Annotated in this window: 12 protein-coding genes; 9 read left to right on the forward strand and 3 right to left on the reverse strand. The window is 40.3% G+C overall.

From position 1 onward, the window contains the following. The first annotated feature begins 134 nt into the window (after positions 1-134). Together FCR06_RS15310 and FCR06_RS15315 are read left to right on the forward strand one after the other, a co-directional pair. Positions 135-1,943 carry an ABC transporter ATP-binding protein gene (locus tag FCR06_RS15310; protein ID WP_138501108.1) on the forward strand — a complete coding sequence of 603 codons (1,809 nt, stop codon included), beginning with the start codon at positions 135-137 and terminating at the stop codon, positions 1,941-1,943. 37 nt (positions 1,944-1,980) lie between these two features. Continuing rightward, positions 1,981-2,409, forward strand: a complete 429-nt coding sequence (locus FCR06_RS15315) for a hypothetical protein (protein WP_138501110.1) — start codon at positions 1,981-1,983, stop codon at positions 2,407-2,409. Positions 2,410-2,701: 292 nt separating this feature from the next. Here FCR06_RS15315 and FCR06_RS15320 read toward each other — a convergent pair whose 3' ends face one another. Then, positions 2,702-2,974, reverse strand: a complete 273-nt coding sequence (locus FCR06_RS15320) for a tetratricopeptide repeat protein (RefSeq protein ID WP_223280151.1) — start codon at positions 2,972-2,974, stop codon at positions 2,702-2,704. Positions 2,975-3,141: 167 nt separating this feature from the next. Between FCR06_RS15320 and FCR06_RS15325 the strand changes: the two genes are divergently transcribed. Continuing rightward, a complete protein-coding gene (locus FCR06_RS15325) occupies positions 3,142-3,741 on the forward strand; it encodes an acyltransferase (RefSeq protein ID WP_138501112.1) in 600 nt (199 codons plus the stop codon). Between the two features lie 37 nt (positions 3,742-3,778). On the opposite strand, the gene FCR06_RS15330 is transcribed toward FCR06_RS15325, so the two are convergent. Next, complete coding sequence (locus FCR06_RS15330; RefSeq protein ID WP_138501114.1) at positions 3,779-5,161, reverse strand: cytochrome P450; 1,383 nt, start codon at positions 5,159-5,161, stop codon at positions 3,779-3,781. Positions 5,162-5,435: 274 nt separating this feature from the next. On the opposite strand from FCR06_RS15330, the gene FCR06_RS15335 reads away from it, so the two are divergent. Next, positions 5,436-6,068: a ParA family protein gene (locus FCR06_RS15335; RefSeq protein WP_138501116.1), complete on the forward strand. Its 633-nt coding sequence runs from the start codon at positions 5,436-5,438 to the stop codon at positions 6,066-6,068. Continuing rightward, positions 6,068-6,673: a hypothetical protein gene (locus FCR06_RS15340; RefSeq protein ID WP_138501118.1), complete on the forward strand. Its 606-nt coding sequence runs from the start codon at positions 6,068-6,070 to the stop codon at positions 6,671-6,673. Before FCR06_RS15335 ends, FCR06_RS15340 begins: the two co-directional genes overlap by 1 nt. A 160-nt stretch (positions 6,674-6,833) precedes the next feature. Here FCR06_RS15340 and FCR06_RS15345 read toward each other — a convergent pair whose 3' ends face one another. After that, positions 6,834-7,724: an alpha/beta fold hydrolase gene (locus FCR06_RS15345; protein ID WP_138501120.1), complete on the reverse strand. Its 891-nt coding sequence runs from the start codon at positions 7,722-7,724 to the stop codon at positions 6,834-6,836. Between the two features lie 248 nt (positions 7,725-7,972). Between FCR06_RS15345 and FCR06_RS15350 the strand changes: the two genes are divergently transcribed. The 4 genes from FCR06_RS15350 (at position 7,973) to FCR06_RS15365 (ending at position 12,273) form a co-directional block, all read left to right on the forward strand. Next, on the forward strand, positions 7,973-8,284 hold the full coding sequence (locus tag FCR06_RS15350; RefSeq protein WP_138501122.1) for a carbon dioxide-concentrating mechanism protein CcmK: 312 nt from the start codon (positions 7,973-7,975) through the stop codon (positions 8,282-8,284). 86 nt (positions 8,285-8,370) lie between these two features. Next, positions 8,371-8,721 (forward strand): carbon dioxide-concentrating mechanism protein CcmK, encoded by a 351-nt coding sequence (locus FCR06_RS15355; RefSeq protein WP_138501125.1) that lies wholly within the window; start codon positions 8,371-8,373, stop codon positions 8,719-8,721. A gap of 906 nt (positions 8,722-9,627) precedes the next feature. Continuing rightward, on the forward strand, positions 9,628-10,815 hold the full coding sequence (locus tag FCR06_RS15360) for a HetZ-related protein 2 (RefSeq protein WP_138501304.1): 1,188 nt from the start codon (positions 9,628-9,630) through the stop codon (positions 10,813-10,815). Between the two features lie 243 nt (positions 10,816-11,058). Then, complete coding sequence (locus tag FCR06_RS15365; RefSeq protein ID WP_138501127.1) at positions 11,059-12,273, forward strand: pilus assembly protein PilB; 1,215 nt, start codon at positions 11,059-11,061, stop codon at positions 12,271-12,273. Positions 12,274-12,378: the final 105 nt, after the last annotated feature.

A 12,378-nucleotide genomic window follows, 5' to 3' on the forward strand; every position in this document is an offset into this window, starting at 1 on the left:
GACGCGATAAATCACGTCTGTACAAGAATTGGGAATGAAAAATTATCTCCCCATCTCCGCATTCCCCAATCTTCGGGTGGGGATTGAAAACTTGATTCCGTGTTAATATCAGTTGCACGCAACTGCAAAAAGCCGTGGCTACTGTATTAAAATCTCATCGGGCATCAAGAAGGCGTAAACATTCTACGCATCCTCTCCAGCGCTTGTTTGACTATGGACATCGGTACCGTAAACAAGTTTGGCTAGCGACTACTTATTCTATCCTCAATAAGTTTTTCGATTTGGCGCCACCAGGTTTAATTGGTGTTGCAGTGGATGTTGTAGTCAAACAACAGGATTCCATAATTGCACAGTTAGGGGTACGCGATGTCTTTGGACAATTTTTGATTATTTCTTTCCTGACTGTAATCATTTGGGTACTAGAATCGGTTTTTGAGTATGCCTACGCTCGACTTTGGCGTAATTTGGCACAGAAGATTCAGCATGACTTGCGTTTAGATGCATATAAACATTTACAAGAATTAGAATTAGCTTACTTTGAAGAACGCAGCACTGGCGGTTTAATGTCTGTCCTCAGTGATGATATTAACCAATTAGAGCGATTTTTGGATGTCGGAGCAAATGATATTATCCAAGTTGCCACAACAGTTTTAATTATTGGCGGTGCTTTTTTTATTTTGGCTCCTAGTGTAGCCTGGATGGCTCTGTCGCCGATGCCATTTATTCTTTGGGGTTCGTTTGCTTATCAACGATTACTTGCACCGCGCTACGCCGATGTGCGGGAAAAGGTAGGTTTTATCAACTCGCGTTTAGTAAATAATATTAGCGGCATTACTACTATTAAAAGTTTTACTGCTGAAGTTTATGAAGCGTATCGTTTAGAAGTAGATAGTGAAGCTTATCGTCGCAGTAATGCCAAAGCAATTGCCCTTTCTGCGGCTTTTGTACCGTTAATTCGGATGCTGATTTTAGTGGGGTTCACCGCATTACTTTTATATGGCGGGATGGCAGCAGTTTCGGGAAAAATGTCTGTCGGCACTTATAGTGTATTGGTGTTTTTAATTCAACGTTTGCTGTGGCCCTTAACCAGATTAGGCGAAACATTTGACCAATATCAACGGGCAATGGCTTCTACTAATCGAATTATGAATTTGTTAGATACTCCCATTGCTATTCATACAGGAAATATGGCGTTACCTGTGGAAGAAGTGCGTGGAGAAGTACAATTTAATAATGTTTATTTTGCTTATAAAGATAGATTTCCAGTGATTAAAAATCTGTCTTTGAAGATTCCAGCCGGGAAAACTATTGCAATTGTCGGTTCCACCGGTTCTGGTAAAAGCACTTTAGTCAAACTTTTATTACGGTTGTACGAAGTGCAAACGGGAAGTATTACTGTGGATGGTATTGATTTGCAAAGTTTGAATTTGCGAGATTTACGCCGCTGCATTGGTTTGGTGAGTCAAGATGTTTTTCTATTTCACGGCACTGTAGCGGAGAATATTGCTTATGGTAGCTTTGATGCCACAGAGCAAGAAATTATCACGGCAGCGAAGATAGCGGAAGCGCACGAATTTATTATTAACTTGCCCGAAGGTTATGAGACGATTGTGGGGGAAAGAGGACAAAAGTTATCTGGTGGACAAAGACAACGGATTGCGATCGCCCGTGCAGTCTTAAAGAATCCCCCCATCTTGATTTTAGACGAAGCGACCTCAGCCGTGGATAATGAAACAGAAGCCGCAATCCAGCGATCGCTCGAACGAATTACAGTCGATAGAACTACAATTGCGATCGCTCATCGTCTTTCCACTATCCGCAATGCCGATTGCATTTATGTCATGGAACATGGGAAATTAGTAGAATCAGGAACCCATGAGGAATTGTTGGAGAAAGATAGAATTTATTCTAGTCTCTGGCGCGTACAAAGTGGGTTGAAATAAATATCACCCATTCTTTGCCCTTAATTACGAATTAATTATGATGTTTGGTAGTACCCAGCCGGAAACAGGAGATAACAAGTGGCGTCGCCAGTTAGATAAGTTTGTCAAAGCAAATCAAAAAGAATTGGCGGCGTTGTTTTGGGGGTTATGGTTAGCAAATAGTGACAGCCAGGGTACTGTTGGCATTGATTTGCAGCCAACACCCCATTTTGTTTATTGTCCGAAAGAACAAATAGAAAAGTTAAATGATAAAGTTGAAAATCGGCTGCAAGAAATTTTAGGAATTGTGGAAAATCATAAGCCGGAAGTGGAAGTTGTAATGATTGGGATTGGCAAGGGGGAAATTAAGTTAATTCAGTTTGGACCGGAACCTGCGCCGCCGATTTGTTTTGAGGAAGCTGGTAAGGATGTAGATGGGTTGTTGGAATTGTTGGAACAGAGAATGAGTGAGGAGATTGTTTTTTAACGCAAAGGGACGCAAAGGTAAGCGCAAAGAAACACAGAGAAAAGATTTTACTCGTTTGTGTGCGTTTAGGGATTATGTGGTTTAATTAACACATAATTTTACAATTTTAAGCCAAGCGATCGCCTTAAATCTTAAAACAAGAATATTTTCGTTTGAAATAAGAATATTCTTACTTTAAATAGAAACGTTCTCATTTGGAACAAGAACATTTTCACTTCAAACAAGAATGTTCTCGTTTTAAATGCGAAACTTGCAGATAAAAGCTTGATTGATGAGGTTGGGAACTTGAATTTTACTGTTCTGAGGTGAAGTGATGCCTACGGCGGGCTTCTCTACGAGACGCCGCGCGAACGCCTACGCGCAGATTTGCTAAATTTTTACGCACAGTTACAGTATTTGGATGACCCACTCCTAACTGTCGCTGACAAATGTTTAAAGCATGGATGTAAAGAGATTTGGCTTCGCTGTATCTGTCTTGTTCACTGTAGGTTCTGCTAGGTTTTTGAGGCTTTGTGCGACAAATCGATGTTCTTGTGGCAAGTGTTTTTTGATGATTTCTATACACTGCTTAAATCAAGGTGCTGCTTTGTCATTTGTTGTTCTACAATTGCATCGCTGAGACTGCATTCTGGGAACTTAGCTAAAACCTCAGTGCCAGAAAATAGGCATGATAGCCAGAAAAATCGCCGTTACGTTAAACACTCAAGCTTTGCTAAACTGCCGTGAGGTTTTATGAAACAAATCAAACAGAAAATTATAAATAAATTAGAGCGACTATTTGAACAACGGTTAGTACCTCATCTAGTTGAGTGGGGAGAATACGTAGAAACCAAAATCAGGCGATATAAACATCAACAACTGAAAAGTAAGTTAAAATTTTGTGGCTTAGGTCTACGATTCAAGCGAGACTTGAGAATTCAACACCCGCAAAATGTATCTTTAGGAAATAAAGTCTACATTGGACAAGATGTCATATTAGATGGACGTGGCGGCATCACTATTGGTGATAACACAACACTTGGATTTAACGTTGTGATTTTGTCTGCAAATCACGACTATCAAAGTAATGATTTGCCCTACGAACACAATGTTTATATTCATAAACCTGTTGTCATCGGTCGCAATGTTTGGATTGGCGGAAATGTCCTAATTATTCCAGGAGTTTCTATTGGAGATGGAGCAATTGTAGCAGCTGGTACCGTTGTCACTGCTAATGTTGAACCTTTAGCAATTGTTGGCAATCAACCGATGAGAATAATTAAATACCGCGACAAAGAACATTATCAACAACTCGCTTCTCAGCAAGAAAGTAATTCTTTGCCTCAGAATTGATTCTGAGGCGATTGTTAACAATGGTGCAAGATATCAGTTAAACCAACGCTGGGGTATTCGCACGCTTAACTTGAGGCGTTGCAATCATCCGCATTCCAGCCGGTGCGGCAATAGTTAACCCACGGCGCACAGGACGCACGGGACGTTTGTTCACTAGGGATAATTGAAATTCTGACATAACAGTTGCCAAGACAATTTTCATTTCATACTGAGCAAATGCCATGCCAATACAGCGACGATTACCGCCACCAAATGGTAAATATTCGTATGGTGAATATTGTCTACCTAAAAATCGTTCTGGTTTGAATTGTTTGGGTTGTGGGTAAACTTCTTGGCGATGATGTGCTAAATAAATACTGGGAAGAATTACCGTGCCCTGGGGCAATTTATAGCCCATAATTTCAATTGGGGTTTTCACAATCCGCAAGAAAGCATTCATCGCAATTGGGTAGATTCGCAATGTTTCTTGGCAAACTGCTGTCAAGTAAGGCAATTTAGCAATGATACTTAAATCTGAGTTAACACTAAAAGTCTCAAGTTCTCGTAGCAATTTTTCACGCACTTCAGGTAAAGAATCAATCCAGTAAAATGCCCATGTCAACGCCGAAGCAGTAGTTTCATGTCCTGCCACTAGCAGTGTCATTAACTCGTCGTGTAATTCTTCATCTGACATTCCTTGACCATCGTCATAACGAGCAGCCATCATCAAACTCAGGATATCTTGGCGATTTTTATCAGATTCAGCCCGACGTTCTCGAATCAAAGCATAAATCAGTCGGTCAATTTTTTGTCGTTGTTGGAGAATCCAACCCCAGGGACTCCAAGTACCAAAATCTTTTTGCATGAACCGGAAAAAGAAGGCACTAGACATTAAAGGCGAAGTCATGAAGTCTAATAAATCACTTAGCGATCGCCTTAATTCCTCAAACCGCTCTCCTGCTTCCAAACCAAACACAACCCGCAGGATAACACACAAAGTTATTTCTTGCATCGACTCACGGATCTTAAAAGGCTTGTCAATTTGCCAATCATGACTCACCTGTCGTGTTATTTTACGGATATCCTCGCCGTAAGCCCGCATTCTTTCGCCATGAAAAGGAGGAGCTAATAATTGCCGTTGCCGTTGATGGCGGTCGCCATCGGTTAACATAAAAGAGCGATCGCCAAGTAAAAATCCCAGCCCAGTGTTTCCTCTACCAACCTCGAAATAACTCGAATCAGCTGTAAAAATTTGCTCAAGTGCTTCCGGTTTACTAAAGTAGACAAGAGCATTATCTGAGCGATTACTCTTGATTGTGAAAGTGTCACCATAGATTTTGGCAAAATCATCCACATATTTTATTGGCTGACTAATAAACTTGACCATCCGCAGCCAGCGCGGTAATAGAGGCCCGTCAGGTAGGTTGTAATTTGTTGTCATAGAAATTTGTGGAATTGATAGCTTCTAAATTTTATTGTTACTAGTTTTTATGTGATTGAGGGACACACAAAGCGGTATATTCATCATTGGGGCATAGGGCATTACTGGGTGTTGACTGTTAACTGTTGACTGTTGACTTAGGAGTGCTAAGTGCTGTTAGGTTTATTGTCTATGAGAGGCTGCGCCAACGAGGCGTTTTCCCCCTCATCTCCCCATTACCCCTTATCCCCAGAGGGGACCCCACTTTTCCCACTCCCTTTTTCTACCTAAAGCAGTGCCAAAAATCATCGCTATTCTCAACGGTAAAGGAGGAGTCGGTAAAACGACTACCGCAATCAATCTGGCTGCAAATTTTGCCAAGAAAAAAAAGGTGTTGCTGATTGATGCAGATATTCAAGGTTCTGCTAGCTGGTGGTTTGGGCGGAGTCAGCAGGGAATGGGATTTGATTTATCTCAAGAAACCGATCCAACACTTTTAGGTGATTTAACAAAGATAAAAGGTTACGATTTAGTAGTGGTGGATACGCCTCCCGCACTGCGCTCTGAAGCATTAGTGGCAGTAGTTGCGATCGCAGATTACCTAGTTTTGCCTACACCCCCGTCTGCAATGGATTTAGCTGTCCTCGTGGAAACAGTCAAGGAAGCCGTTATCCCTTTGGGAACCCCCCATCGGGTATTGCTCACTAAAGTCGATACGCGCAGCATCGGGGAAGCGCTAGAAGCAAAAAAAACTCTGACTCAGTTAGGTATTCCTGCTTTTGATACCCTCATCCGTACCTATAAAGCTCACGAGCGAGCTGCGCTTGAAGGTGTAGCAATTACTCAATGGCGAGGAGGAAACGCACGGGAGGCGGAGTTAGACTATCGCCGCGCAGCTGACGAACTACAGCGTGATTGGAGAAAATAATGGCTAAGAAACAAAGTCTATCGGATTTACTACAACAAGAGGCGCAAAAAATTACATCACCAGAAGATGACTCTGCGATTGAAATTCCCGTACAAGAAATTGCCCAAGAACAAGCTTCAACTGATGAAGAATCCTCGCCACAAACACCTGAACCAACTACTACTAGGCGCGCAAATCCCACTAAAGCTGATTTAGAGGTGACTATCAAAGAGTTGACAAGTGATTTAGAAAAAAGTCATAAAAAAGAAGCTGTCTTAGAACAGGAAATTGCTGATTTGAAATTAAACTTATCTCGACAAAAAACATTAGCTTCTGAACAAAAAACTTTAGCAGAACAGCTAACCAAAGAACTTAATGATGCTAAAAAAACAGCATTACAACTTGCAGAAGCCAATTCTCAACTTATAGAAGAAATTAATGTCTTAAAACAATCAGCAAAAACTACTTCTCAAATTACGGCTAAACCAACTAGTGCTATAAGACCAGTTAAGGAAAGCTACAATCCACTTACTTATAAAAAATCACATCGTTCATCTGAGAAGTTAGCAGAACAACAAACAGTAACAAATGATGATTTTGCAGAGAATACTTGGCTGTATGATTAACACTGTTAGGTACAATTATTTGCAAACTCAAAAATATGGTAAAATCCGCTAAGAGAAGAACATAAAATATCTCAATTGTCACAATTTCAATTAAAAGCTTTGACCGTTTGTCCAGAGATTGAGTAGGTTAGCATAGTTGTGCTGACCTACAGATTTAATGTCACTCAGCAGAAAACTTTAAAATATGCTCGGCAGTGATTTGTGGTTGTTCTAAGTGAGGCAAATGTCCGCAATCTTGAATCCAAACGAGGGTACTTTTGGGAATTGCTGTTTTAAATCTTATGGCATCTTTAGTACCTAAAATTTTATCTGAATCGCCCCATAAAATGAGTGTCTGTTGCACTATTTGTGATAGAGTTTTCAATTTAAAAGCACTATAACCACCACTCTTAGTGAAAGCAATTAAAGCTTGATGCCAACTCGGCATTTGTAGGTGTAATGCGCCACAATATAGAGCATCCAAAGAGGCAAGACTTTGATTTTTATATCCAATCCGGGAAACGCGATCGCGCACCTTCATATTACTCAAAAACTGAGTTGCTAAATAATCCAATGGGGGAAACATTAATTTACTTAACGGTGAACCACCCGCTAACCCCGCACTATCAATTAATACTAGCTTTTTGACGACTTCTGGGTAAGTCAGCGCCAAATCAATTGCCGTCGCACCACCCATTGAAGCCCCCACCAAAATTACAGGTTGGTTAATCAGGCTTTTCCAAAAATAATAAAGATGAGTTTTAATTGCTGTCGGACTATAAGCAATTCCTGAGAGTCTATCTGTAAACCCAAAACCCAACAAATCCACCGCCCACGTTTGATTATTTTCAGCAAGCAGTGGTAAAAGCCGACGAAATTCTAATACAGAACTATCAAAGCCGTGAATTAATAAAATAGGAGTTCCACCACTTCCTTGCTGGGTATAGGTTGTGGTAATTGGTTGATTAGTTAAAGGAGTAGTGATCGCAGTTGTTTGAATACTCCGAGCTAAGGCGATCGAAGCTGGTTCTGTCAATTGCCCAACTGCTGTAGGAAGAAAATTCGGAAACATAAACTTCAGTTTATCGTACTAGCTCACTTCCACGCATCACTGATTTTTTGTTAAATCACAAATTACACAACTAAATATTCTCAAGGATTACTTGTGATATGTAAAACATAATCCAGCTGCTAGCAAAATATTCTAACTCCTAGCTCCTAACTGCCCACTCAATTAAAGAAAGTTTTTTAAAATGTCAAAATTGGGACTAAAGCCTCGTACAATAAATATCACTTATTCTTGACTCAGGAGCTAATGCCATGCCAATGGCGGTTGGCGTAATTGAAACTTTAGGTTTTCCTAGTGTCTTAGCCGCAGCAGATGCAATGGTGAAATCTGCTGCGGTCACGCTGGTGTACTATGGTCTAGCCGAGAGTGGTCGCTTTGTAGTTGCCGTTCGGGGACAAGTTGCTGAAGTAAAAAGAGCTGTTCAAGAAGGTATTAATGCTGGAGAGCAAGTAAAGGCTGAAACAGTAATTACCCACTATATAGTTCCCAATCCTCCAAAAAATGTGGAGACCATATTACCAATCCATTTCACTGAAAAATCAGAACCTTTCCGCATCTTCTAAGCAGCTTTGCGATAAAAATCTGTAAGGAAGCTTCGTAGAATTAATTTGTAGCGCCACATATCGTTTATTCATACAGGAGATTACTAATGTCACTCCAGGCAGTTGGTTCGCTGGAAACTAAAGGTTTTCCTGCTGTGCTAGCCGCAGCAGACGCTATGGTAAAAGCTGGTCGAGTCACTCTCGTTGGTTACATTCGAGTCGGTAGCGCTCGTTTTACAGTTAATATTCGTGGTGATGTTTCTGAGGTCAAGACAGCTATGGCTGCTGGTATTGAAGCCGCAGAAAATGTTTATGGTGGTACCCTCGAATCTTGGGTGATTATTCCTCGTCCCCATGAAAACGTTGAAACTATTCTGCCAATTGCTTATACAGAAGAAGTGCAACAATATCGAGAATCTGTAGAAAACCCAATTGTGAGATCGCCGAACGGGCGATAAAGTCAACCCTTTTTCGGAATTCCAAATTACGCCCCGTTCTTTCCCCTTTTGGCGTTGGCGGAGTCAGACGTTTGCAGGCTCGCTAACGCTACGCTATTGCCCCAAACCAACGGCTGATGCTTCTTTAGAAGTTAAGCGTCTTTGGCTTTACTGAAAAATCAAAACGAACAGTCTTGATATTTAGCTGTACTATCTAGAATAGCGATCGCCATTTGCCATACTTAGATTCATTCTTCATTATACTGACAGAATCTAAGTATAATGGTGTGGAAAAACAAAACTATGTTAATAAAAATTAAATAAGCTTAAACCCTTTTTGCTCCTGCCCTCTGCATCCCGCCTCCTGGCTCATCTCAACAATAAATATTCGCACCGATCTACTTATTTAAAATTTGCTGTTTTTAAATTGACCGATGAATTTTTCTCTATATTTGTAGCATTAAAATTTTAACCCTCTTATTATTAACTGCTAATTTCCATTAATTTCCATACATACACTGAATTGAATTTTTAATAAATTTAATTATCACTAAGTATTGTAGTACGTAAAGCATTGCAGAAAGTTGAAACTTATACGGGTGAAATAACGTCCGATCTTGAGTTAAATTATATTCGTTCCTCGGTTAGGTTCACAAAGGTCAGATTTCCCCAACTACTCTAGTAGATTTAGTGTTCTCAGTTTCAAAACATAACTTAATAAAAAGTTTAAATTATCAGAATTGACGGAAATGCTTCATATACATTGGTTTGGGGCAGTTTGAGTTTCCTGTAAAAACATCAATACAGAAATTTCTGCATAAAGTTAGTGAATTGAGACGTAATAAAAGTGGAATCACTGAGATGTTTTCATGAAACTCATGAAATCCGGGGCAGATGCCAGTTAAACAATTAGGTTATGTGGGACAAATGGGGGTTGTGATGCAAACTTCAAAATTGAGTTTCGAGGAGCGCAATCTCGCTATGACAACAGACGTGGAAAAACTGGCTCTAGATTGGCAAAAGCGCTTGAGTGTAGAATGTTCAGAACAAACTGAACCTGCTAGACAAAGTATTGTTCTCTGGCTGCTTGGATCTGACTCAAAACGGTTCGATCTGTTTAACTCAAAAGAACTTGAGGTTGCCAAGCAAGCAATGGAATATCGTTGGAGAATTTTACGTCAACGCTATTTAGGGTTAGGGCGAGAACGTGCCTATCGCAACTTGATAACCCGACTAGGGAGTTTAGCAACATTACGGAATAAAATTCAAACTTGGGTTGCCCTTAGCCGCGATCGCCAACGTACTGTCATCGATGTGTTGCAAGAAGTAATACAAGAATTACTGCAAAATGATACTTACATGCAACAACAAATGGCTGATATTGCCAAATATACAAGCGATCGACGATTGGCGGATGCTCTACTGTTTGCCAGTGTAGAAGAATATTGTTTGCGACCAGTACGCAATCAACCACTATTGGCTTACCGTTTTGTAAATTACTTGCGTCGTACTCAGCGTGGAGGCTTAACCCAAGTACCAAGCCGCGATTTGGTTAAACTAGTGTCAGAAGAAGTTCTCACAGACGACAGTGACAATCGAGTTAACTTAGTCGATAGTCAAGCAATCGCAGAATATCAACAAGCACAACAACTAGAAGAACAACAGGCGTTACGTCAGTCCGTACAAAGAGAATTTGAAAATTATTTACAAGAAAATCTGGGAACCGAAGCAGTGGACTGGCTGCGACTGTATCTCCAAGGTAAATCCCAAGAAGAGATTGCCAAGAGAATGAATAAGCCGACTCGGGAAGTATACCGACTCCGAGAAAAAATTAGTTACCACGCTGTGCGCGTCTTCGCCCTCAAAGGTGAACCAGAACTGGTAGATAATTGGCTCTCAATTTCCTTGCAAGAACATAACTTAGGGCTAACACCAAATCAATGGCAGCAATTAGAGGAAAAACTCACTCCTGTGATGCGGCAGATCCTAGATTTGCGGAGAGCAGGTAAATCAATAGAAGAGATAGCCCAACAATTAAAACTCAAAACTCATCAAGTATTAGGTGAATGGACAAAAGTCTATCTTGTAGCCCAAGCTTTAAGAACCCAAGAGTAAGCTTTAGTGAGAGATGCGAAGCACAAAAGTACAGGGGAAGTTAAAGTAAGTCTTTCCCCTATACGCTTATGCCCCAATTACCAGTATTTTCCCCTAGTACCTGAATCGAAAATTTATCTTTTACTTACGTCTACTTATGTAATAGATAATTAAATTTTTAAGAATAAAACAAAGTATCTTTATTAACTACTTACTAAATTAGAGGCAAAATATTATATAAGCAATCACCAAGTAATCAAATCTATGTTGTCTTCAGAGGGCGAACTCACAAATACCACAGTCAACAGACAACAAGTGCTAAATGCTACACAAGTTAATTGGGAGCAAGAACGCGAACGCGAGCAAATATTCCAGTTAATGGATAGTTTTTTGTCCTTTGAAGCTTGTCTTTACCACCAGATTTTGCCTTTTTGGTTAAAAGACAAAAAGCTTTTACTCGGTATGGTTCATCCACAAGACACTGAAGCACTAGATTATGTTGGTCGCATTGTATCTTATATCAGTTGCACGCTGACTACTGAGGCGATCGCCGCTGAGGCTCATCGGAGAATACTCTCAGCCTATCTCAACCACAAAAATAGATCCCAATTAGATGCTCAACAAGCGGATCAGCAAATAACAGTTACCATAGCTGTCTCTACGGATACTTACTCTGAATCACAGCACCTACCCCCATTCATAGCACCTGAGACACAGACTAATGATCATTCTTGGCAGCAGATAGATTTGCCAGCCCCAAATCCAGATAATCCCTCTCAAATTAGCACCTTCTTGACCTCCGGAAATAGAGGTCAAGGGGATACTTCCGAAGCCGCGCTAGTAGAAAATTTATCTATTCTACCAGTGGAAGTTCCTAAACTATTTAGTCCTATTGAAGTACTGGCAACACTACCACCCAAGAGATTACTAGAAGAATTACTAGGGCGAATTTTAGCAGGAGGAATTGGTCGGTTATATTTAGAAAGACAACCTTATGAAGGCAAGATACTTTGGAGTGACAACGGAGTCTTGCAGTCTGTGTTAGATAAACTACCGCTTTCTGTTTTTCAAGGAGTACTTAATGAGTTAAAGCGGTTTGCTTCCCTACCTATTACCAAGGTTGGAGAACCAAAACAGGTAGAGAAAGAATGCTTGTATCAAAAAAACCGTTTATTATTACGCTTGCGAGTTATGCCAGGAATCTATGGTGAAGAAGCTACACTCCAAGTCTTGCGAGGAGCAGCATTAAAGTTCTATCAACAACAACAGTTAACGCGTTTGAGCCGCGATGCTTTGGGAATTTCTCAACAATTAAGCTTCAAGTTGCACGAACTACAAGAACGGCTTTTTCTAAATCCCGGCCTTGACTCTGAGAAATTAGAGGCTTTAGTTACTTTAAATCAAATAGTAAAAAATTTAGACCAACAGCTCAAAACACTAGTATTGGATAGCAATCCACCAACAAACAGTAAATCATAAGTCTATCAGTGAAACCGCTGATTTCGATCGCAATACATAATTGTTATGTTGTAATCGAACTTTCAGCCATCGATTTAAAAAGGTTAGAACAAATAAATATAAATC

Origin of the sequence: Nostoc sp. PA-18-2419 (assembly GCF_005869855.1) — a bacterium.
GTDB lineage: Bacteria > Cyanobacteriota > Cyanobacteriia > Cyanobacteriales > Nostocaceae > Nostoc.

Bases quoted from the DNA above. Each gene is read 5' to 3' on its own strand.
- FCR06_RS15330 (WP_138501114.1), bottom strand. From the start codon at position 5,161: ATGACAACAAATTACAACCTACCTGACGGGCCTCTATTACCGCGCTGG.
- FCR06_RS15340 (WP_138501118.1), top strand. From the start codon at position 6,068: ATGGCTAAGAAACAAAGTCTATCGGATTTACTACAACAAGAGGCGCAA.
- FCR06_RS15345 (WP_138501120.1), bottom strand. From the start codon at position 7,724: ATGTTTCCGAATTTTCTTCCTACAGCAGTTGGGCAATTGACAGAACCA.
- FCR06_RS15315 (WP_138501110.1), top strand. From the start codon at position 1,981: ATGATGTTTGGTAGTACCCAGCCGGAAACAGGAGATAACAAGTGGCGT.
- FCR06_RS15365 (WP_138501127.1), top strand. From the start codon at position 11,059: ATGTTGTCTTCAGAGGGCGAACTCACAAATACCACAGTCAACAGACAA.
- FCR06_RS15325 (WP_138501112.1), top strand. From the start codon at position 3,142: ATGAAACAAATCAAACAGAAAATTATAAATAAATTAGAGCGACTATTT.
- FCR06_RS15355 (WP_138501125.1), top strand. From the start codon at position 8,371: ATGTCACTCCAGGCAGTTGGTTCGCTGGAAACTAAAGGTTTTCCTGCT.
- FCR06_RS15350 (WP_138501122.1), top strand. From the start codon at position 7,973: ATGCCAATGGCGGTTGGCGTAATTGAAACTTTAGGTTTTCCTAGTGTC.
- FCR06_RS15360 (WP_138501304.1), top strand. From the start codon at position 9,628: ATGGGGGTTGTGATGCAAACTTCAAAATTGAGTTTCGAGGAGCGCAAT.